Source organism: Saccharibacillus sp. JS10, from assembly GCF_024436065.1.
In the GTDB taxonomy this organism is placed as follows: Bacteria; Bacillota; Bacilli; order Paenibacillales; family Paenibacillaceae; genus Saccharibacillus.
The window spans coordinates 1,004,685-1,025,965 of the sequence record NZ_JANFNS010000002.1 but is presented as its reverse complement, the minus strand read 5'-3'; the positions used below and the strand labels follow the sequence as shown (position 1 = coordinate 1,025,965).

Annotated in this window: 23 protein-coding genes; all 23 read right to left on the bottom strand. The window is 44.1% G+C overall.

Going from position 1 to position 21,281, the window contains the following annotated elements; translation table 11 throughout:
• Window positions 1–19: 19 nt before the first annotated feature.
• Window positions 20–916 carry a MinD/ParA family protein gene (locus NOM90_RS10095; protein ID WP_255941706.1) on the bottom strand — a complete coding sequence of 299 codons (897 nt, stop codon included), beginning with the start codon at window positions 914–916 and terminating at the stop codon, window positions 20–22.
• Entirely contained in the window at window positions 913–2,340 is a 1,428-nt protein-coding gene (gene flhF / locus NOM90_RS10090) for a flagellar biosynthesis GTPase FlhF (RefSeq protein ID WP_255941704.1), read from the bottom strand. The genes NOM90_RS10095 and flhF overlap by 4 nt, the downstream gene beginning before the upstream one ends.
• Window positions 2,337–4,370, bottom strand: coding sequence for a flagellar biosynthesis protein FlhA (gene flhA, locus NOM90_RS10085; RefSeq protein ID WP_255941702.1), 2,034 nt, complete (start codon window positions 4,368–4,370; stop codon window positions 2,337–2,339). Before flhA ends, flhF begins: the two co-directional genes overlap by 4 nt.
• A 22-nt stretch (window positions 4,371–4,392) precedes the next feature.
• Window positions 4,393–5,481: a flagellar biosynthesis protein FlhB gene (gene flhB, locus NOM90_RS10080; protein WP_255941701.1), complete on the bottom strand. Its 1,089-nt coding sequence runs from the start codon at window positions 5,479–5,481 to the stop codon at window positions 4,393–4,395.
• A 28-nt stretch (window positions 5,482–5,509) separates the two neighbouring features.
• Window positions 5,510–6,307: a flagellar biosynthetic protein FliR gene (gene fliR / locus NOM90_RS10075; protein WP_255941699.1), complete on the bottom strand. Its 798-nt coding sequence runs from the start codon at window positions 6,305–6,307 to the stop codon at window positions 5,510–5,512.
• 12 nt (window positions 6,308–6,319) lie between these two features.
• Complete coding sequence (fliQ, locus tag NOM90_RS10070) at window positions 6,320–6,589, bottom strand: flagellar biosynthesis protein FliQ (RefSeq protein WP_255941697.1); 270 nt, start codon at window positions 6,587–6,589, stop codon at window positions 6,320–6,322.
• A 39-nt stretch (window positions 6,590–6,628) separates the two neighbouring features.
• A complete protein-coding gene (gene fliP, locus NOM90_RS10065; RefSeq protein ID WP_255941695.1) occupies window positions 6,629–7,402 on the bottom strand; it encodes a flagellar type III secretion system pore protein FliP in 774 nt (257 codons plus the stop codon).
• A complete protein-coding gene (locus tag NOM90_RS10060) occupies window positions 7,399–7,938 on the bottom strand; it encodes a flagellar biosynthetic protein FliO (RefSeq protein ID WP_255941693.1) in 540 nt (179 codons plus the stop codon). The genes fliP and NOM90_RS10060 overlap by 4 nt, the downstream gene beginning before the upstream one ends.
• A gap of 12 nt (window positions 7,939–7,950) precedes the next feature.
• Window positions 7,951–8,316: a response regulator gene (locus NOM90_RS10055; protein ID WP_037282355.1), complete on the bottom strand. Its 366-nt coding sequence runs from the start codon at window positions 8,314–8,316 to the stop codon at window positions 7,951–7,953.
• A 28-nt stretch (window positions 8,317–8,344) separates the two neighbouring features.
• The gene (fliY, locus tag NOM90_RS10050; RefSeq protein WP_255941690.1) at window positions 8,345–9,685 is read right to left on the bottom strand and encodes a flagellar motor switch phosphatase FliY; all 1,341 of its coding nucleotides are present in this window, start codon (window positions 9,683–9,685) and stop codon (window positions 8,345–8,347) included.
• The gene (gene fliM / locus NOM90_RS10045) at window positions 9,675–10,673 is read right to left on the bottom strand and encodes a flagellar motor switch protein FliM (protein ID WP_255941688.1); all 999 of its coding nucleotides are present in this window, start codon (window positions 10,671–10,673) and stop codon (window positions 9,675–9,677) included. The genes fliY and fliM overlap by 11 nt, the downstream gene beginning before the upstream one ends.
• A gap of 68 nt (window positions 10,674–10,741) precedes the next feature.
• On the bottom strand, window positions 10,742–11,206 hold the full coding sequence (locus NOM90_RS10040; protein ID WP_255941686.1) for a flagellar basal body-associated FliL family protein: 465 nt from the start codon (window positions 11,204–11,206) through the stop codon (window positions 10,742–10,744).
• Entirely contained in the window at window positions 11,203–11,430 is a 228-nt protein-coding gene (locus NOM90_RS10035) for a flagellar FlbD family protein (protein WP_255941684.1), read from the bottom strand. Before NOM90_RS10035 ends, NOM90_RS10040 begins: the two co-directional genes overlap by 4 nt.
• Window positions 11,431–11,500: 70 nt before the next feature.
• Entirely contained in the window at window positions 11,501–12,322 is an 822-nt protein-coding gene (locus tag NOM90_RS10030) for a flagellar hook-basal body complex protein (RefSeq protein WP_255941682.1), read from the bottom strand.
• Window positions 12,323–12,488: 166 nt separating this feature from the next.
• Window positions 12,489–12,863 carry a TIGR02530 family flagellar biosynthesis protein gene (locus NOM90_RS10025; RefSeq protein ID WP_255941681.1) on the bottom strand — a complete coding sequence of 125 codons (375 nt, stop codon included), beginning with the start codon at window positions 12,861–12,863 and terminating at the stop codon, window positions 12,489–12,491.
• Complete coding sequence (locus NOM90_RS10020) at window positions 12,860–13,468, bottom strand: flagellar hook capping FlgD N-terminal domain-containing protein (protein WP_255941680.1); 609 nt, start codon at window positions 13,466–13,468, stop codon at window positions 12,860–12,862. The genes NOM90_RS10025 and NOM90_RS10020 overlap by 4 nt, the downstream gene beginning before the upstream one ends.
• Window positions 13,469–13,489: 21 nt before the next feature.
• Complete coding sequence (locus NOM90_RS10015; RefSeq protein ID WP_255941679.1) at window positions 13,490–14,890, bottom strand: flagellar hook-length control protein FliK; 1,401 nt, start codon at window positions 14,888–14,890, stop codon at window positions 13,490–13,492.
• 31 nt (window positions 14,891–14,921) lie between these two features.
• Window positions 14,922–15,866 carry a MotE family protein gene (locus tag NOM90_RS10010; protein WP_255941678.1) on the bottom strand — a complete coding sequence of 315 codons (945 nt, stop codon included), beginning with the start codon at window positions 15,864–15,866 and terminating at the stop codon, window positions 14,922–14,924.
• A gap of 40 nt (window positions 15,867–15,906) precedes the next feature.
• Window positions 15,907–16,350 carry a flagellar export protein FliJ gene (gene fliJ, locus NOM90_RS10005; RefSeq protein ID WP_255941882.1) on the bottom strand — a complete coding sequence of 148 codons (444 nt, stop codon included), beginning with the start codon at window positions 16,348–16,350 and terminating at the stop codon, window positions 15,907–15,909.
• Window positions 16,351–16,361: 11 nt separating this feature from the next.
• Window positions 16,362–17,681, bottom strand: a complete 1,320-nt coding sequence (gene fliI, locus NOM90_RS10000) for a flagellar protein export ATPase FliI (RefSeq protein ID WP_255941677.1) — start codon at window positions 17,679–17,681, stop codon at window positions 16,362–16,364.
• Window positions 17,682–17,844: 163 nt separating this feature from the next.
• Window positions 17,845–18,666: a FliH/SctL family protein gene (locus NOM90_RS09995; protein WP_255941676.1), complete on the bottom strand. Its 822-nt coding sequence runs from the start codon at window positions 18,664–18,666 to the stop codon at window positions 17,845–17,847.
• Window positions 18,659–19,675 carry a flagellar motor switch protein FliG gene (fliG, locus tag NOM90_RS09990; protein WP_255941675.1) on the bottom strand — a complete coding sequence of 339 codons (1,017 nt, stop codon included), beginning with the start codon at window positions 19,673–19,675 and terminating at the stop codon, window positions 18,659–18,661. Before fliG ends, NOM90_RS09995 begins: the two co-directional genes overlap by 8 nt.
• A 12-nt stretch (window positions 19,676–19,687) precedes the next feature.
• Window positions 19,688–21,277 carry a flagellar basal-body MS-ring/collar protein FliF gene (gene fliF, locus NOM90_RS09985; RefSeq protein WP_255941674.1) on the bottom strand — a complete coding sequence of 530 codons (1,590 nt, stop codon included), beginning with the start codon at window positions 21,275–21,277 and terminating at the stop codon, window positions 19,688–19,690.
• Window positions 21,278–21,281 lie beyond the last annotated feature (4 nt).

Genomic DNA, 21,281 nt, shown 5'->3' with positions numbered 1-21,281 from the left:
TCCAGCACCAGAATCAGTATTACCGTTTTAAAAATCTGCGTACAAAACTTTTGAACCCTTTCGGTGAATCACTTCGAACTTGCATATTTTGCTCTGCATAACGTAGTGCCAACGTTTGGACGTCTTTTGTCGCTTGTGTATTCGGAAAACGAATCGAGAAAGGTGTTTGTTTTTTAACTGCTTGACTGACATGCGGGTCATCGCTTACATGGCCTAATACTGGAATCTCCAACTGTAGAAATTTTTCAGCTACCAATTGAAATTTATCGGCCGTATGCTGGGCTTCACGACGATCAGAAGCACGATTGACAACTAAACGAAATAAAGCAGCATGTTCAAGATCATGAACCACTTTAACTAGTGCGTAAGCATCGGTAATCGCAGTAGGCTCAGGCGTTGTTACCACAATACATTCATCCGCCGCCGTAATAAACTGAATCGTTTCTTTCGATAATCCTGCACCTGTATCGAAAAAGATATAATCCATCTCATGTGCAATTTCTTCAATTTGCTGCGTGAAATAGATCAAATCTTCTTCCGAAAGTGAAAATAGTTCGGTCAAACCGGAGCCGCCTGCAATAAAAGGAAGCGAATCAGGACCTGACTGGATGATTTCACTCATCTTTTTTTCCCGATTTAGTAAATGAAGCAGATTGTACTGTGAACGAACGCCCATAAGTACATCGATATTCGCCATCCCAATATCTGCATCGAAAATCAGTACTTTTTTGCCTAACTTCTGTAGTTCAAGCGCAAAGTTTAACGTGAAATTCGATTTACCGACGCCTCCTTTTCCGCTCGTCACAGCGACAATATGCGCTGTTTTTTCCTGCGAACCGGAGGTGTCTTTTTGCTTCGAAGGAGCTTTATCGATCGAAGAAATAAGTTCTCGAAGTGCCGCAGCTTGATCACTCATATCGTTTGCTCTCCTAACAGTACATCAACAAGCCATTCTCCACTTGGAAGTAACAGATCATCGGGTACATTTTGTCCATTCGTGATGTAAGAGTACTTAAGCGGATAGCGATAGAGCAAGCTAAGAATGCTGCCAAAGCTTCCGGTTTCATCCGCTTTGGTGAAAATAACTTTGTCCAGTTTGTACTGATTGAAGTTTTCCGTGATCTCTTCCATGTCCATAAATTTGGAAGTTAGGCTAAGCACCAGATACGTTTCGCTGTACTCAGCGGGAGCAATTAGCGCCTGGAGTTCGGATACCAGCAACTCATTACGATAATTGCGTCCTGCAGTATCCATCAAAATCAGATCGCAATTTTCGAGTTTTTGAAAAGCTCGTTGCAAATCTCCAGGCGATTGTACGACTTCCAGAGGGACATTAAGAATTGAAGCATACGTCCGCAGTTGTTCGATCGCCGAAATTCGGTAAGTATCCGAAGTGATAAAACCGACTTTCCGCTTTTTCTTGAACATTTGTTCCGCAGCAAGCTTAGCAATAGTCGTTGTTTTGCCAACACCTGTAGGTCCGGCGATATAAACGATACGTGTCTGATCATCTATACCTCCTCCTTCACGGTTCTCGGTAAAGGAGCGAATCTCCTGCTTGACTTGCTCGGCAGAAGTATCGGAGAAAGCAGGGCCTTCATCAGCACGTACTTTTTCCAACCACTGTTCAATCAATGCTTCTTCTACTTGTTGTTCTTTTAACCTAGCAAGCAGCTTGTCCAAATTTTCGGGAAGCGGATCCGGTTCATCCTGGTTTCGGGAAAGCTTATCGATCATTTTGCGCATTTGTTGCAATTCTTCATATAATCGATCTTCTCGTTCAGGCATCTTTTTCTCGTTTTGATACTCGCGAATACTTCTTTCTAACTGACGTTGTTGTTCCGCTTGTATAGTTGGCGAGTCTTTGGACATTTCGACGCTTTCGTTCGAAACCGGAACTGTGGCTAAAACGCTCCCACTAGACAAATTATCGGTTGATTGGGCCTCTGGTTTTAGATGTGGGGCTTCAAGACCTGCAGTTAACGTAGAAATTGCGACATTTTTCCTATCCGAAGACGAATTTTCGACAGCATTTTCTTCATTTTTAGGCTTATTTGCTAGATTGCTTGCTTTTTGGTAAGCTCCTGCTCCCGCACTTCTTGGTATTGCCGCAGGTACGGATAATGTAGGAGCTTCTGCTTTTTTGGAGACTGCTTTCTCTTCTTTTTGATCCGTTTCTAGGGCAGCTACAACTTCCAGCTTTTTTTTGCCGAACAGACCAAACACTCCACCGACCTTGATTTCTTTTGTGCTCAAGATGACGGCGTCTGATCCAAGGTCTGTTCGGATTTTTTGCATCGCTTCAATCATCGTCTCGACGATATAACGTTTCACTCTCATAAGTTCACCACTCCGACACTTTGAATTTCAACACTCGGTTCAAGTTCGCTATAAGAAAGAACCGGGATGTCTTGCATGGTGCGTTCAATAATTTGTCGCATGTACATACGAATAGTAGGTGACGCAAGCAAAATAGGCTGCTGACCGGACTGTACCGCACGGTTCACTTGTTCAGTCAACTTCTGATAAATGGTCTGAGTCGATACCGGGTCAAGTGCCAAATAACTGCCTTGTTCGCTTTGTTGTACACTTTCAGCTATCTTCTTCTCTAAATTCGGACCAACCGTAATAACGCGCATCGTTTCGCCTTGCTGAGTAAACTGCTGCGTAATCTGTCTAGACAACGCTTGGCGTACATACTCGGTCAAGATATCCGGATCTTTTGTGTAAGTTCCATAATCCGCTAACGTTTCGAAAATCGTTACCATATCGCGGATCGAGATTTTTTCTTTTAGCAATTTCATCAATACTTTTTGAATATCGCCAATCCCTAATATAGAAGGAATCAATTCATCTACAAGCACTGGATAACTTTCTTTCAAATTATCGATCAATGCGCGTGTTTCTTGACGACCCAGCAGTTCATGTGCATGACGTTTCACAAGTTCGGTCAAATGCGTTGCAACGACGGAAGGTGGATCAACAACGGTGTACCCGGATAATTCCGCTCTTTCTTTGGTCGGTTCATCGATCCAAAGTGCCGGAAGCCCAAAAGCCGGTTCCATTGTTTCGATTCCGCTGATACTTTCATCGTCGAAGCCTGGACTCATCGCCAGATAATGATTCAGCAGCAACTCGCCGCGTCCTACTACATTGCCTTTGATTTTAATCACATATTCGTTAGGTCGAAGTTGAATATTGTCGCGAATCCGAATAACCGGAACGACCAATCCTAATTCCAACGCGCATTGGCGCCGAATCATAATGATTCGATCCAGTAAGTCGCCCCCTTGCTGCATATCTGCTAGTGGAATCAGACCATAACCAAATTCGAATTCGATCGGGTCGATTTGTAGCAAACTCACTACACTTTCCGGGCTACGAACTTCTTCGATCTGTTGTTCTTCTTCTTGTAATTCTTCGGCAACTTGCTGCTTGCTTAAATTACTCTGCATTCGCCGAGCAGTAAAGAAGAGCAACCCGGAAATCGGGAAGGTAGAAAACCAATGAATCGGAGTTAAAATACCGAGCAAAGCGATGGCACCTGCTACGATATACAACAACTTCGGATACGAGAAGAGCTGACCGACGACATCGTCTGCCAAGTTCCCTTCGGAAGTCGCACGAGTTACGATCAGACCTGCTGCTGTCGAGATTAACAGTGCCGGAATCTGACTAACCAATCCATCGCCGATCGTTAAGATCGAATACGTCGATAACGCGGTACTGAAGTCCATGCCGTGGATCGTCATCCCGATAATAAATCCACCAACCAAGTTGATGATTAACAAAATGATACTTGCGATCGCATCACCTTTTACAAATTTACTTGCGCCGTCCATCGCACCGTAGAAGTCCGCTTCGCGCTCGATTTTAGAACGTCTTTCCCGTGCCTGTTGCTCGTTGATCAGGCCGGCATTCAAATCGGCGTCAATGCTCATCTGCTTGCCGGGCATTGCGTCGAGCGTAAAGCGCGCTCCTACTTCGGCTACGCGTTCAGAACCTTTAACGATAACGATAAATTGAACAGCAACCAGAATCAGAAAGACGATAAACCCGATTGCGATTTCGCCGCCCGCTACGAATGCACCGAACGTCTCAACAACCGAACCTGCATCTGCTTGACCCAAAATCAATTTGGTCGTCGAGATATTAAGTGACAGTCGGAAAAGCGTTGTAATGAGCAATAACGCAGGGAAGATCGAAAATTGTAAAGCTTCTTTGGTGCTCATAGCGAGCAGCATAATCAGCATCGCAACGGAAATATTGATTACAATTAAAATATCGAGCAGCCAGGTCGGAATAGGCAAAATCATCATTAAAATGATGCCAAGTACACCGGCAAGAATCACAATATCCGTTTTCTTCATTATTTTCTCCTTCCGCGCTCGATTATTTCGCTTTACCTTTTAATTTATATACATAAGCCAGCACTTCCGCTACCGCTTGAAATAAATCGGCGGGAACCGTGTCTCCAATCTCAGCTTGAGCAAATAACGCTCGTGCGAGGGGCTTGTTTTCCATAATTAGAACACCGTTGTTTGCAGCGATTTCTCGAATGCGTAAAGCGACAAAATCTTGTCCTTTAGCCACAATTTCTGGAGCCTGCATCTGATCGCCGTCATACTTGAGAGCGACTGCGTAATGCGTTGGATTCGTGATAATAACGTCGGCAGTCGGTACATCTTGCATCATACGCTGCATCGCCATTCGGCGTTGTCGTTCGCGTATTTTGCCTTTGATCATCGGATCGCCTTCTGCTTTTTTATACTCGTCTTTGATATCTTGCTTAGACATTTTAATACTTTTCTCAAACTCGAACTTCTGATACATGTAATCGAATATCGCTAAAATAATTAAAGCAACACCGATTTTGATGCCAAGAGAAATCGTGGTAGATGCCGCGAAACTCAAAATGCTTTCCAAAGACATAGAGTGCAATTGAAAAATAATACCAATCTGCCCTTGAAGCGTGGTATATACCAAAAGACCGATCACTGACATTTTCAAAAGAGATTTCAGCAACTCAACAATGGAACGGAGCGAAAATAAATTTTTAGCTCCTTTGATCGGATCAAGTTTACTGAATTTAGGTTTGAGCCCTTCCGAAACAAACAATAGTCCGTATTGGCCTACACTTGCTAAGATATCGACTAAAATGACTACGATAAAAATAGGAGCAAGTAATTTCAAAATTTCAAATACGTATTGCATCATCATCTTCATCACATTATCGATCGTAACTTCCATACTCATTCGATGAGCATATACATCGGTGAATAAATCAGTGATGACGGTACGAAAATTACTACCGAAAATCATTAACATGACGATACACATCAAAAGCAGGATTGAGCCAGGCAACTCTTGGCTTTTCGCAACCTGACCTTTTTTACGACTTTCGCCTCGCTTTTTTGGCGTGGCTTTTTCTGTTTTTTCACCCGCAAACATTTGGAGGTCGAGTTTATGCCTAAGTTCCAAGCGTCCCGCCTCCTCTCGCTGTACGTCGTTATGGGTTGGAACCGGGTCGTGCCCCTACCGTGCCTAAAAATCCTTGCATCATTTGTGCCATCAAAGAAAATAGATTATCGAACACATACGTTAAACTTGGCATTAATAGAAGCAGCAACATCAATCCTACAATAATTTTGATTGGAATGCCGATAACGAAAATGTTAAACTGCGGCGCAGTTTTGGCAAGAAAACCAAGCCCTACATCCGTCAAAAATAAAGCAACGACGATCGGAGCTGCCATCTGGAAAGCGATAACCATCGTGGAAGCAAAAGCTTTTAGAAAAAATTCAGTCAAGCTTCCATTATAAATCTCAACGAATAAACGATTGTCGATTGGAACCCAGTTGTAACTGTATACAATCGCATCCAATAAACGATGATGCCCATTCATTGATAAAAAAAGCAACATCGCGATCATATATTTAAATTGCCCGGTAAGCGGCGTAACAGCACCTGTAGTAGGATCAAATACCGTTGCCATACCAAACCCAATCTGAATATCTAAAATCGCTCCTGCAATCTGAATTGCCGTTAAAATCAAGTTCGCCACATACCCAAGCATTAACCCGATTAAAATCTCTCGCATGATCAACAATACATAAGTACCGTCGAATGCAGCGGTCTGATTGGTTCCAAAGCTCAGATAAACCAGTATCGCCACAATGGTACCTAGACCCACTTTAAAACGAGTCGGCACATTTCTCGAGGAGATTAAAGGTGCAACAACAAAGAATGAAGTAATCCGGCAAAACATTAACAAAAACACGGGGAAAGCTTGCATTAAATTTATCATGATCGACCGGCCTTATCCGACATACCGATACAAATTACTTAAAATATTGTAGGTAAAGTCGACAAGCGTATTTAATATCCACGGCCCAAAAATCAAAACAGATAACATAACAGCTACGATTTTCGGAACGAAAGCGAGTGTTTGCTCTTGAATCTGAGTCGTCGCCTGAAACACGCTGACAAGCAATCCGACTGCCAAACCTAAAATCAGCATAGGCGCACTAGCTTTTAACACGACATATACGGCTTCACCTGCAAGTCCGATAATGAAGTTTGCATCCATATTATCCCTCCTCCACAGTTGACCTGATCTTGGATCGCTTTATCCAGAGTTAAAACTGAGAAGCAGCGATTTGACAACCAGATACCACCCATCCACAAGCACGAACAACAAAATCTTGAACGGCAGCGAAATGACAGTCGGTGGGAGCATCATCATACCCATTGCCATAAGCGTACTGGATACGACAATATCGATAACAAGAAACGGAATATAAATCATAAAGCCCATTTGAAATGCTGTCTTCATTTCGCTTATTGCATATGCCGGAACCATAACCGTAAGCGGGATATCTTCAAAACTTGCTGGTTTTTCGGCACCCGTATAATCAAGAAACAAAAGTAAATCTTTTTCACGCGTATGCTTGAACATAAATTCTTTCATTGGAACGGCGGCTTCGTCGAGTGCTTCCATCTGCGTCAGCTCGCCTCGTATGTAAGGCTGTAACGCCGTATCGTTAATGGAAGAAAGCGTCGGAGACATAATAAAAAGCGTTAAAAAAAGTGCCAGTCCCACGAGCACCTGATTCGGCGGCATTTGCTGCGTACCGAGCGACGTTCTGACGAAACTGAGCACAATGACAATACGTGTAAAGCTCGTCATCAATACCAGCAAAGCCGGAGCAATACTAATGACGGTAATCATAAGAAGCACAGACAATGTACTCGTTGCGGGAGCACCTTCGGAATCTCCGCCGATCTGAAGATCAATATTCGGAATCGGATTTTCTGTGCCCGTTGCATGAGCAATCGGAAACATTTGAATCGTTAATATCGTGATACATAAAGCAAAAGCGATCATTATTTTTTTTTTCATGGTTCCCTCGATCGGTCAACAGACTCCTCTTTTTCCAGCAGATCATCGACTTTCCGTCGACGGTCCGAAGCTTCTTTTAATCGGCTTTCGAACAATTGCTGAAATGAAGATGAATCGAGCTCTTCGGTTTGAGAAGAAGGCTCCGACCCGCCTCGGAATCTGGATGTGAGTTTCTCTGCCCAAGGAGGCAAAGTAATATTCGGACCGGCAGATTCTTGTTCTAACGCCGCAATCAACATTTCGACTTCCTCAGCATTGGAAATTTTATCGATCAACGAAATATTTTCGCCAACGCCGATCAGATAAACACTTCCGCCAATTTCGACAATTTGTAACGACTTGTTTTGGCCGAGGCCGACTCCGCCGAGTGTACGGACAGAGCGGCCACCAAACCAACCCCGGTTTTTTTTCCCTAGATAGCGGAGTAAAAAAACGATAAGGGCAACAATCGCGATTAGGACGAAGATGACCCATACCAGATACGAATATACGCCTGTATCCGCCAAGTTAGGCTGGCCTTCGCTTAATAACAGCATAGGCAGTGTTCCTTACGCGCCAAGCGTTTTGTTGATCGCCTCGATAACACGGTCGGATTGGAACGGCTTCACGATAAAGTCTTTTGCGCCTGCTTGGATCGCGTCGATAACCATCGCTTGTTGTCCCATCGCGGAGCACATAATTACTTTTGCAGCTGCATCGAGCTTTTTGATTTCTTTCAAAGCTGCGATTCCGTCCATCTCAGGCATTGTGATATCCATTGTGATCAGATCCGGTTTAAGTTCTTTGAACTTTTCTACCGCTTGCGAGCCGTCTTGAGCCTCGCCTACAACCTCAAATCCATTTTTAGTCAAGATATCTCGGATCATCATGCGCATGAATGCTGCGTCGTCCACGATAAGAATACGGTTTGCCATTGATTAAAAATCCTCCCTGTCGATTACATTATTGTAAGTTTTGAATACGGTCCCACTGACTGACGATATCCGTTACGCGAACGCCGAAGTTTTCGTCGATGACGACCACTTCCCCCTTAGCGATCAGCTTGTTGTTGACCAGAATATCCACCGGTTCGCCAGCAAGTTTATCAAGCTCCACGATAGACCCCTGAGACAATTCAAGAATATCTTTAATCTGCTTTTGGGTCCTTCCTAATTCTACGGTGACTTTGAGGGGAATGTCCATCAATAATCCTAAATTATTTTCATCCCCTTGCCCATAACCACCGTTCTGAAGGTTGCCGAACTGTACAGGTTGTACGTTGACGTTACGTCCTGCATTCCCATAATGGTTCGGTTGTGGCGGTTGCTGCATAGGCATTTGTCCATAAGCAGCCGGATAAGGCACACCGTATTCAGGCTGTTGCATTCCAGGCATCCCTGGAGCGCCATATCCTGGGTATGGCGGTTGTTGCATAGGCGCTCCATATGGCGGCATGCCTTGCTGCTGAGCAGCATAAGGATCCGGATAAGGAGCGTTTTGCATAGGCGGCTGTTGTTGCTGCGCTACTTGAGGTTCTTGAGCCGGCGGAGGTGGCGATGCTGCAACTTGAGGTTGCGGCTCCGGCGTTGCGGCTACAGGCTCTTCTTCTGTCATGCTTCCACCTAGAAGCATATCGACCATGTTTTTAGCAAAGTCGACGGTAATCAGTTGCATCAACGTCGAATCAATCAGATCTCCAATCAAGAGTCGGAAAGAAACTTTAATAAGCGTTTCTTCGGCTGGCAGATTTTTGACTCCGTCTCCGTTACTAACATCTAAAATATCGATAGCCGGAGGCGATATGTTGACAAAACGATTAAAAATGGTTGACATGGACGTCGCGGAAGAACCCATCATTTGGTTCATGGCTTCTTGCACGGCGCTGATATGGATTTCGTTCAGCTCTTCATCTTGCGGATCTCCTTCCCCACCCAGCATGAGGTCGGCAATGATTTGAGCGTCTCTTGTTTTGATGACCAAAGAATTGATCCCTTGAAAACCGTCTACATAGTTCACATGAATCGCGACATGCGGTTTAGGAAACTCCGATTCAAATTCGCTTCGCGTAATAATCGATACTTTCGGCGTTGTGATATCTACTTTACGACCGAGCAAGGTCGATAATGCTGTAGCTGCACTTCCGAACGTAATATTTCCGATTTCACCTAAAGCATCTTGTTCAAGAGGAGTCAAGAAATCGTCAATCGTTTTTTCGACTGCACCTGACGGTTCTTCATCGTCCGATGCGGACTGTCTTAGCAAAGCATCGATCTCTTCTTGCGACAAATAATCTTTACTCGTCAAATTCTTCAACTCCTTCGTTGACGATCTCATCGATTTGCACGGCGATGCGATCTTTTACCATTCCCGGGCTGCCGATAAATTTCAGTTTTTCTCCAACACGGATTGCAAGGCCATCTTCTGTAGCTTTGTTCAGTGCAATCACATCGCCTTGAGCCAAACTGAGAAATTCTCGAATCGTCAGTTGGGACTGTCCAAGCTCCGCTATAAACGGAATTTGCGCTCGAGTCACTCGTTCGCGCAACGCGTCGAGCTCTTCGGGAGCGCGCGCTTTTTTTTGAGACACAAACCAATGATGAACAGACAATTTCGACATAATAGGCTCGATTACGACGTGCGGAATACATAAGTTGATCATTCCACTTGTATCGCCGATCTTCGTACTAAGCGAAATCAGGGCAATCGTTTCATTGGGCGATACAATCTGCATAAATTGCGGATTGGTCTCTAGCGCTTCCATTCTTGGCGAAAGGTCGTACACTGTTTTCCAAGCCTCTTGCAAATTTTCAAGTGCTCGGCTAAAAATTCGTTCCATAATAACGGTCTCGATCTCGGTAAGTGCGCCAGGTTTAAGCGGAGCCGTCCCGCTTCCCCCTAGCATCCGATCCACCATCGCATAGGCGATATTCGGATGGACTTCCAATACCATTCGCCCTTCGAGTGGCTCCGCTTCGAAAATGTTCAGAACAGTCATTTTCGGAATGGAGCGAATAAACTCATCGTAAGGCAACTGTTCAACTTGCACCACGCTAATTTGTACAAAAGTACGAAGCTGAGCAGAAAAATAAGTTGTTAAATTTCGAGCAAAGTTTTCATGAATTCGCGTCAAGCTTCGAATATGGTCTTTCGAAAACCGAACAGCTCTTTTAAAATCGTAGGAGCGAATTTTTCGTTGCGTTTCTTCTTTCTTTAGTTCTTCCGCGTCCATTTCGCCTGATGAGAGCGCCGCTAAAAGCGCGTCGATCTCATTTTGGGATAATACATCAACCAAACCTTTCACCCCCTCCCATAGACATGGCCGCCCCTACAGGCACAATGCTGAATCTCTTTTTAAAAATCTTAGATACCGGCTAGCATGAAGTTTGTAATACTTACATTTACAACTTCGCCATCAGGCATAGCTTTGTTGATCAGATTTTTCAGCTTCGTATTCAGTTGCATTTTACCTTTTGCGGTACTTAGAGCTTCCGGCGATGTATCTGCCAGTGTCATCAAAATGATCGGTTTGATCGTAATTTCTTTGATTTCATCAAACTCAGCTTTAACTTTAGCATCATTCAATTGAACCGAGAAACTCATTTGTACGATGTAAGAAGGATCAGACAAATTCGTTTTGATATCTGTGATATCGGAACTAACGGCTACAATATCTTTTGCAGAAAGTTTTTCTTCCTTTTTAACTTCTTCTTTTTTACCTTCTGCATTCGCTTTGTCGTCGCCGTTGCCAAGTACTAAAAATACAGCGACTACGATCAAAGTGATGGCAAGAAACATCGTGATGATCCACGGTAAAAGTTTTTTCATTCTTCTTCTTCCCCCGTATTCTGCACTTTCACCGAGGCGGTGTGCAGGCCAATTGCGGCATAATATTCGGTCATCAGCTTCACGACGTCGGCTGCTTTTTCAAGCACGATCATACGTTTTCCATTGACCAGCGTAACATAAGTGTCAGGCGTTTCTTCAACTAATTCGATCTGCAAAGCATTAAGCCACAAAGGAGAGCCATTCAAACGAGTAACTGGAATCATAGTTTTCCTCCCGTAAAGCTGGCGGGAAAGCAGCTTGATTAAGCCGCCTCCCCGCCGCTAGTAATCCGGATTAACGTTTCAAGTTTACAACTTCTTGCAGAATTTCATCTGAAGTGGAAATGATTCTGGAGTTCGCTTGGAAACCACGTTGAGCCGTGATCATTTCGGTAAACTCACTTGTTAGATCGACGTTCGACATTTCCAGTTGACCTGCTACGATAGAACCTCGGCTTGCGTTAGCGTCAGCATCCAGTGCCAGTTCGCCATCTCCGTCAGCAGGATTCGCATTTTGACCTACGCGATACAGATTGCCTCCTGCTTTTTCCAAACCTTCTGGATTTCGTACCACGACAACCGCCAAGCGATTCTCTGCGTTGATTTCGCCTTCTGCACTACGAATCGTAACTGTTCCGTCGCTACCAATGCCGAATGAAGAGTTTTCAGGGACATTGATGATTCCGCCTTCTGTATTCAAAACAAACATTCCATCCGAGTTCACCAGGTTACCTGATCCATCGACGTGGAAATCGCCTGCGCGAGTGAGGAAAGTTCCGCCTTCAGCTTCGCCTGTTAAAGATACTGCAAAAAATCCGTCGCCGTCGATACGAAGATCGGTCGGGTTATTCGTAGTCATTGCACTACCTGCCAAATGCAGAGTGTCGATCGAGCCGATCGATACGCCCAATCCGATTTGCTTTGCATTCGAGCCGCCTCTAGGTTCATCTGTAGGCGCAGTAGCTGCAGCTGCTGTCTGGCTCAAAATATCTTTGAACATAACGCGTGAAGATTTAAATCCCGTCGTATTGACATTGGCAATATTGTTACCGATCACGTCGAGTTTCGTTTGGAAGCCTTTCATGCCTGATACGCCCGAATACATAGATCTCAACATTATATAATTCCTCCTATGGGTTCATACGTTTTGAAAAATTTGCGTTGGATTTGACTTGTTTCCATTTTACTGTCTTTAACAGAAAAAGTCCCAGCTATAAAGTGCTATTTTTATCGCGTCATGCGTTCGGCGATAATCCGGCTTCCTATCGGTCCAGCCGGTCTAACTAGGAAACAATCACTGCACTATCGATTTGCGTAAATACATTATCTTTCATTGAACCTCCGTCAACCGCTGTAACAACGGTACGATTGCGAACATTCACAATCAACGCCATATCTTGCATCAAAACCAACGATTCTTTTGAACCTTTAGCAGCTGCTTTATCAATAGCGCTTCCTAACTTAACAAGTTGCTCGTTATCAAAATGAATACCTCGTTGCTCTAATCTTTTTGAAGCATGACCGCTAAACTTTAGCAGTTTTTCATCGAGTACGTTTTGAAAGCTATCTTTTCCTACTGTCGGCGATGCTTGACTTCTTGAAGCCACCGGCGGAACTTTCGCCGGGTAAAGCTGACCTATACGAATCGGGTCATTCATTGTACACCTCCATCTTTAACACTTTCGTCGGTTTTCGTTTCCTCCTCTGTCGAAGATTGCGACGAGGTTGTCTGCGAAGTCGTAGGTTCTACGCTTTTTTCGTTATCTTTAGTTTCCGCAGTCTTGTCAGTCGGATCTGTTGATATCGGACTTGTTGTACCTGCTTTGCTATCTGATGGCTCTACTACCGTAATATCAGCTGTTGGAACCAAATATTTGCCGACTGCTGCATACATCTTACCATCCTTTTGTAAAACAGAAGTCACATCACCGGTCAGATAATTTTTAGTTTCCGTATCGAACCATGTGATTTTTTGACCGATCAATTGTGAAGCCGTACCCATCGAAGCATTCATTTGTGTTAATTGACTGGACATATTCATCAACTGCTCCAACGAAGAAAACTGTGCCATCTGAGCTGTGAACTGCGAGTTATCCATAGGCGTTAGCGGATCTTGATTTTTCAGTTGCGCGATCAAAATCGTCAAAAATTGTTCTTTACCCATTGTTGCGGTGTCTTTGGTTTCTTTAGCTGAGGCATTTTTTACATTTTGCGCAGAATAGTTAGGCCAGATATTTGTAGTCGAAACATTGTTATTTGCCAAAAAATTCTCTCCTTTCTAGACTTAAGCTTCCGCAATAAAGGAGCTACCGGATTGAGCAGCGCTTTTTTCTCTTAACCACTCGCCCAATTCTTCACTGAGCTCTGCTGTTAATCTCGCATCGTCCGTACCTTCTTCTCTAGAGCGTGAACGTCTTCCTTGTTGTTGTCCATTGCTTTGTTGACCGCCATTTTGATCCATTTGCGATTGCAAAGAAGAACTTTGCGTCACTTCGAGTCGCTCGACTGTCAGTCCTTGACCTTGAAGCGATCCTCTAAGTTGCACCATTTGCTGCTCCAACAAATCTTTGGCTGCGGCATGTTCGGTAACAAAATGAGCCATCAATTGTCCAGCATGCATCGTGATTCGAATATCTACTTTACCCAGATGATCCGGAGTCAGCGATATTTTCGCTTCAGTAAAGCCTTGTTTTTGCAAAATCTCTAATCGATCTACGACCAATTTCTCTACTTCTTGAGCCATCCGGTGTACAGGTACCGCTTCAACAGGTTTTGCAGGTGCTGTGCCATTTGTACGAAGCGCCAATTCGCCTGCTGTAATCGTACCTGGCAATTTGAATTCTTGTGCTGGCTCTTCATTTTGACTATCACCTGGTTGCGAATGTCCTTCTTGTTGTTGCGCCTGCGTTTTGGATGAAACAATCGCTGCATCTGTAGATTTGGCTTGGGCTTCAGAAGTGGTTTTCACAGTTTGATCGACTTTTACACCTTGCTGCATCTCGTTTTGTTGCGATACAACTTCCGGATTAGAAGCTAATGTTTGTTTTGGATCAACAGACTTTGCTTGATTGGCAACTTGCTTCATCGTTTGTTCCAAAGAAGCCAACACTTGCTGAGCTTGAACTTTCACTTCCGGTGCTGTCTGATTAGATTTTTGCATATCAATCAACTGCGCGACGGTATCTTGCAAAGCAAACTTAAGTGTAGCCGGATTAGAAGCAAGAGGTTGCAAAGATTCAGCAGTTGCTGTTGCAATATCGCCTTGTGAATCCTCTTTGGTACTTTGTGATTGCAAAACGACTTGCGCTTGTTGAATCCAATTTTGAAGCATCGTCATTAACTCTGGATTTTGCGTCAATTGCTCGTCCAATCCATCCAACTGCTTCATCAATTTTTCAACTTGTGCATCCAGTTCTTCGGTTGACTGACTACCAACATGCTCACCGTCTTCGGAAACCTGTCCAGCTGCCGTAATCAACTGTTGCAGTGCTGCAAGTAAAGGATTACTCGGCGTTTCAGCTGTTCCAGAATTAGAGACTGTCGCAGCTTGACCCATAATTTGTTGAAGCGATTGACCGAATACCGCTGTAGCTCCTGTTGTTGTTCCTGCTGTCATTGCTTTACCGTTAGGTGAAGAAGCTGATGCTGCCGTTCCTGCTGTCATACCTGGAATAATCATTCCCATTTTCGTTTTTCACCTCCTCTCAAGTGATCGTTTAACTTCCGATTAAGCGATTAGCTAAAGATGCTGCTGTTTCGCTATCCGTATTTGCCATTTGGGACAAAATGTTAGACCGTGTCGCGTCATCAACCGATTTTAAGATCGTGATTACTTTAGCTTGATTTGTTTTTGCCATTTGAATCAACAATGCAGAAGCGCTTGAAGCGTCCATCGACGAGAATGTTTGACTTAATTGATCCTGATTCAATGATCCTGTTGTCGATGTCGTCGTCTGCGCAGGAGTCGCGGCACGATCTGCCGCTGATCTTGCTTTGTTCGCTGCGACTTCTAAAGCTTCTGGAGATGCCGCAGATTTTAACATGATTGAAACTTTAGCAGCTTTATCAGCGGTCATCTTTTGCATGACAGCCGAACGTTGTTCGGTATTCATTGCTCCAAGAATCATTGCGATTTCTTCATCGGTTAAAGTCTCTAAGATCGGAGCGGCTTTACTTGCACTCATAGAGCCGTAGGTCTGAGCCAATTGCTTAACTTGCGTGCTTGGACCTTCCGGTTTTTCCGTTGCTGTTGTCGCTTCTTGTTTAGCTTTCATATCATCTATTTGCTTTTGCAGATCTTCCGCTTTCGTTTGCGTATCTACCTGAGCTTGTTGCGCAGTTTTCAATTCTGTGTTTTTTTGATTCAGCTGCGTTTTCAATTGATTGATTGTTGCTTCCGCGCTTGCAGCTTGTTTTTCTTCTTGTTTTTGCGCCTGCTGTTCCGGTGTATAAGTCGGCTTTGGAAGCATTGAACCGACTACAGGAACTTTATTGGCAGTTTCCAGTACCGAATTGCGGACAGTTGGATTCATTAAAGTCAAAAGCACTCCAACTAGCACAACTGCAAACAGTACAGGAGCCGCAAACAATAAAATTTTCCCTGCTTTGCTACCTGATGACGGTTCTTCTTCCAAATTCATCTCCGCTCCGGCTTTTGCCATGCGTTGAACCTCCTTTTACACGTTAGACGTTGTTCCTATTTTAATGAGCGCGAGAAGCGAAACGAACCGTTGCCATCTCGTCCAATTCATTTTGCTCACGAAGCAATTCTTCTTTTTGAAAAGATTCCAACGCTTTGCTTCGTGCTTGCATCCATACTTTTTCATCCAACATTTTCGTTGTTAACGTTTCTTTCTTTTCTTCGACTTTGACTTGCGCCGTTTGAATATCTTGACGTTTTTGTAAAATGCACTGATCGATATAATTGACGTAGTCTTGCATTTGCTGAAGTTGCAAAGCCGATACTGCACTTACCGTTTGCTCTTGAATCGAATTACTTAAAGTATCTTTGTCCGAGAAAAGTTTGCCGAGCGTCTGCTCCTCAGCGTTAAGTTGACCTATAGCCGAGGAAAGGTGCATTTCTGCATGATTTTTTTCACTTGTTTTCAAATCCACGACTTTTTGAAATGAATAATTAAATTTCAACATTTCCTAGGTCAACTCCTTGAGAATTCTTGTATTAGTCGTTCAATCGTATCTTCCAACGTCGTTTTTTCGTCTACTTTTTGTTTGGTGAAATCCCAAATGCGCTGAATATTGTCGATCGCTTCGTCAATCTCTTCGCTTGACCCTCGTTGGTAAGCTCCGATGTTGATCAAATCTTCGGATTCTTTATATACGGACAACAATCTTTTGAGGTTATTAGCAGCATCTGTCTGCGTTTCTGGGGAAATATCTTTCATAACCCGGCTGATGCTAGCCAGTACGTCGATTGCCGGAAAATGTCCTCGGTTCGCGATACCGCGATTCAATACGATGTGACCGTCCAAAATCCCTCGCACCGCATCGGCAATCGGCTCGTTCATATCGTCACCGTCTACCAGCACTGTGTAAAAAGCAGTGATCGAACCCGTAGGACCTGTACCTGCACGTTCTAGTAGCTTAGGAAGACTAGCAAAAACCGAAGGGGTATACCCTCTCATCGCTGGCGGTTCGCCTACAGCAAGTCCAACTTCACGTTGAGCCATCGCGTAACGAGTAACGGAGTCCATCATCATCATGACGTTCATTCCACGATCTCGGTAATATTCAGCGATGCTTGTCGCAATCAATGAAGCTTTGATCCGAACGAGTGCCGGTTGATCCGAGGTTGCCACGATCACAACGGAACGTGCCAGACCTTCAGGTCCCAAATCTCGTTCGATAAAATCAAGCACTTCGCGTCCGCGCTCTCCGACCAAAGCGATCACATTGATGTCTGCCGAAGTGTTTCTCGCGATCATGCCCATCAATGTACTTTTGCCAACCCCTGAACCTGCGAAAATCCCGACCCGTTGTCCTTTGCCGATTGTAAGTAAGCCATCGATCGCTCTTACGCCTACATTGATCGGTTCATGTACTCGAGGGCGCTGGAGAGGATTGCTTGGGATATTGAATGTTGAAGCGTGAGCCATACGTGCCGGGAGTAGAGAACCGTCTAGCGGTCTTCCTAACCCGTCCAATACTTTGCCAAGAAGCTCAGATCCGACTTGTACGGTAAGAGGCTTGCCTGTTCCCACTACATCGCAACCTGGTCCAATCGACTGTAATTCACCGAGTGGCATCAACAACACTTTGTTATCTCGGAAACCTACGACTTCTGCTTGCAGCGGAGGTGCCGTTTTGGTCGGATAAATGTAGCAAACTTCGCCGATACTTGCATCAGGCCCTTCTGATTCGACCATCAATCCGATAACTTGCGTGACTTTGCCATTTACGCGAATCGGATCGACTTGCTTTAATTGATCCAAATATTTATCGACTAAAATCTCTTTCAATTTGCTACCTCCTTGCCCCTCGTTCACCTTATATTCGTTATTTTACACGCTTATAAAAACCCCGCTAAGGCTAAAAAGTGCTATTTCCTGATTTTAAAAAAACCCGGCAACCTACCTCAGTTCCTATAGTCTGATTCAAGCACTAGGAATAGCTTTCCTTTTTTCAAGAACCGGAAGATTCTTCATGCAGAGCGAGGCGCAACAGTTCTCGTTTGATTTCAGTCAGTTGCGTATCGATTCGGGCATCAACACTTCCGAAATTTGAACGAATCACACATCCGCGATCTTTTACCGTAGAATCAGGCAAGATTTGAAGTTCGGCTTGAGAATCAATCGACATAGCAAGCTCTTCCCGTGCTGAATTAATTAACGAAAATTGAGAAGGTGCTACACAAAGTGTAATCGTGCCTTGTTCTCTTTTACGCGATAAGGTTTGACGAATTAACGATATCGTCAACTCTTCATCTTCTGCCAACTTACGATCAATGACCTTTTCGGCGATCGCTGAACTTAGTTCCACCAAAAAAGGTTCAGCTTCTTGAATAATATCGCTTTTCGTTTGAACCGCTTCTTGAATCAACGCTTGTGCTTCTTGCGAAGCTTCTTGCATCCGCACGGCAAGTTCCGCTTCCGCTTGGGCTTTGCCTTCCTCATAGCCTTCGCGGAATGCTTGCATTTTTACCGCTTCAACCAGATGTTCATCTTGTTCGCGTTTATCTTGCCACCAAAATTCAATCTGCTGCTGAGCATCAGCAAGCATCTGCTCCGCTTGCTCTGCGGCTTCGCGAATTTGAAGCTCTGCAAACTCTTTGGCATCGCGAATCATTTCATCTTTTAAAATGATCGTTTGCTGATCCGCAACAGGCAGATGAGAATGTTCTTCTCCTTCAACTTGAGGTTGCTGCGAAGCATAATGCCGATGTAAATCCAGTTTGACAAAGTCTTCTTTCGGTACATACTGCGAAGATTTTATGAGGTTAGACAATGATATCATCTCCTCCGCCACGTGCGACGATAATCTCACCTGCTTCTTCCAGCTTACGGATAATCGTTACAATACGGGTTTGCGCTTCTTCGACATCGCGTAATCGAACAGGTCCCATAAATTCCATCTCTTCACGGAAAGTTTCTGCCATACGTTTGGACATATTTTTAAATACCACTTCGCGAACTTCTTCGCTTGCGACTTTAAGTGCCAATTGCAGATCGGCGCTTTCCACGTCGCGAATAATACGTTGAATCGAACGATCGTCGATATTGACGATATCTTCGAATACGAACATTCTTTTTTTGATTTCTTCCGCAAGTTCCGGATCTTGAATTTCAAGCGAGTCGAGAATTGTACGTTCTGTTCCACGGTCGACGCCATTCAAAATCGATACGATCGACTCGATGCCTCCGGCTGTCGCAAAATCTTGCGTTACCGTCGAAGACAGTTTTTGCTCCAAAATACGTTCAACTTGAGCAATGACTTCTGGAGACGTACTATCCATCATAGCAATTCTTCTTGCGACTTCTGCTTGCTTTTCTTGAGGAAGCGAAGACAAAATAATTGAAGCTTGATCAAACTGTAAGTATGAAAGAACCAGAGCAATGGTTTGCGCGTTTTCATTTTGAATAAAGTTCAAAATTTGGCTAGGATCGGCTTTACGCGCAAAATCGAACGGTCGTACTTGAAGAGTCGCAGTCAAGCGGTTGATGACTTCTAACGCTTTTTGCTCGCCAAGCGCTTTTTGCAAAATATCTTTCGCGTAATTGATACCGCCTTGCGAGATGTATTCTTGTGCTAAACAGATCTGATGAAATTCGGAAAGTACCGTATCTTTTTCCGAGCTATCTACTTTTCTAACGTTGGCGATTTCGAGCGTTAATTGCTCAATTTCTTCATCCCGTAAATGTTTAAAAATTTGAGCGGACACTTCAGGCCCTAGTGAAATTAAAAGAATCGCAGCTTTTTGCCGTCCGCTCAATGTCTGCGCGCTTGATTTAGGCACACTTTTTCACTCCTATTCGTCGGCTAACCAGGTGCGCAGCAGATTGACAAACTCATCCGGTTTCTTTTTGGCGAGCGATTCAAGCTGTTTTCGCATTTGACTTTCACCGCTAACTGTATCCAAATTGATCGAAGGCATTTCTGCCGGTGTAGGCAATTGCATTTCTTCCAACAATTCTTCTTCTTGGTTTCTTCTTCTGCGACGAATGATCAGGAAAATAGCAACGCCGAGAAGTGCAGCCAGCCCACCGATAATGCTCCATAACAGCACTCTTGATATTCCTGTATCTGCTGCAGCTGTTTCAGCTAAAGGAGTCGTGGACATAACCAGGATTTTTTGCGTCAACTCATCTTGAGTGTAAGTTACTCCCGAATCAGCAAGAGAAGCACCCACGATATTAACTAAAACACTATTAATATCCGTAATTGTCTGCGGTGGAATCGTAGTTTGCCCGGTTGGTGGTTCTAGCGCTACGTTGATGGTTAAATCTTTTACAATATAAGGGCTTTGCACGATTTGCTTGGTAATTTGGTCGACTTGATAGTTAACGATCTTATTAGAGCTTTCAGATGACCCGTTTCCCGAAGCTGTATCCCCTGGATACGTAGGTACTGCTTCTGTACCCGTTCCTGCTGCTCCACTCGTTGGATTGGCGCCACCGGTATAACTTTCTTGAATATCTTGAACGCTGATTTCAATACCCCGCATGTTTTCTTCGTCTACAGGTTCATAACGAATTTCGTCCTGATTGACTTGGTCGAAATTGAGTTTGGACGCAACTAACACGTTGACTTTATCCGCACCCACAATCGTTCCGAGGAACATTTTCACACTTTTCTCAATATCGCTTTCATATTTACGCTGCATCGCAAGGTTGTCTTGAATCGCACCAGATACGCCTGCACCAAATCCGTTGCCGGCGTTCGAAGCATACAATTCTGCGCTGTTGCTATTGATCGTAATGTTATCGATCGGAAGATTCGGAACCGAACTTTTGACTAAGTTGAAGTAACTGTCAATCACTTCTTGGCTGGGACGAAACCCCGGTTTGAAAGTCAACATCACAGCCGCAGAAGCTTGATCTTGATCTTCATCGCTAGCGAATAAACTTTCTTTAGGAAGGGTTACAAGCACATTGGCACTTTGGATTCCGTTCATCATCTGTAACAAAGATGCGATTTCGCCGTTCAAAGCACTATTGTACTTCACGTTGAATTCATTTTCGGTCTCACCCAAAGCAGAGTTCGCCATACCGAACATTTTGTTGAATCCAATTGTCCCGTTTTGAATAATGCCTTGTGAAGCGACATCTACGCGAATTTTTGCTGCGTTTGTACTGGGAACCGAAATACTTGTTCCATCTGCGCTTAATTTGTAAGGAACGCCTGCCGTATCGAGATAAGCCATCGTAGCAGCAGCGTCTTCACTGTTCATGTCTTTGAAAGCCACTTCGTATTCCGTTTTGGAAAACTGCATGGTAAGAATCACAATCGTCAGAATCGTAATTGCAACCGTCGATACCAGCAGGGCTTTTTGAGTTTTGCTTAGCCGATTCCAATAACCCAATATCGAATCTTTGATTCGGGTTAGTCTTTCGTTCACAGTT

Bases quoted from the DNA above. Each gene is read 5' to 3' on its own strand.
- fliR (WP_255941699.1), bottom strand. From the start codon at position 6,307: ATGATAAATTTAATGCAAGCTTTCCCCGTGTTTTTGTTAATGTTTTGC.
- fliQ (WP_255941697.1), bottom strand. From the start codon at position 6,589: ATGGATGCAAACTTCATTATCGGACTTGCAGGTGAAGCCGTATATGTC.
- NOM90_RS10035 (WP_255941684.1), bottom strand. From the start codon at position 11,430: ATGATTCCAGTTACTCGTTTGAATGGCTCTCCTTTGTGGCTTAATGCT.
- NOM90_RS10030 (WP_255941682.1), bottom strand. From the start codon at position 12,322: ATGTTGAGATCTATGTATTCGGGCGTATCAGGCATGAAAGGCTTCCAA.
- NOM90_RS10015 (WP_255941679.1), bottom strand. From the start codon at position 14,890: ATGGGAATGATTATTCCAGGTATGACAGCAGGAACGGCAGCATCAGCT.
- NOM90_RS10040 (WP_255941686.1), bottom strand. From the start codon at position 11,206: ATGAAAAAACTTTTACCGTGGATCATCACGATGTTTCTTGCCATCACT.
- NOM90_RS10095 (WP_255941706.1), bottom strand. From the start codon at position 916: ATGAGTGATCAAGCTGCGGCACTTCGAGAACTTATTTCTTCGATCGAT.
- NOM90_RS10010 (WP_255941678.1), bottom strand. From the start codon at position 15,866: ATGGCAAAAGCCGGAGCGGAGATGAATTTGGAAGAAGAACCGTCATCA.
- NOM90_RS10055 (WP_037282355.1), bottom strand. From the start codon at position 8,316: ATGGCAAACCGTATTCTTATCGTGGACGACGCAGCATTCATGCGCATG.
- NOM90_RS10060 (WP_255941693.1), bottom strand. From the start codon at position 7,938: ATGCTGTTATTAAGCGAAGGCCAGCCTAACTTGGCGGATACAGGCGTA.
- flhF (WP_255941704.1), bottom strand. From the start codon at position 2,340: ATGAGAGTGAAACGTTATATCGTCGAGACGATGATTGAAGCGATGCAA.
- NOM90_RS10025 (WP_255941681.1), bottom strand. From the start codon at position 12,863: ATGAATGACCCGATTCGTATAGGTCAGCTTTACCCGGCGAAAGTTCCG.
- flhA (WP_255941702.1), bottom strand. From the start codon at position 4,370: ATGAAGAAAACGGATATTGTGATTCTTGCCGGTGTACTTGGCATCATT.
- fliP (WP_255941695.1), bottom strand. From the start codon at position 7,402: ATGAAAAAAAAAATAATGATCGCTTTTGCTTTATGTATCACGATATTA.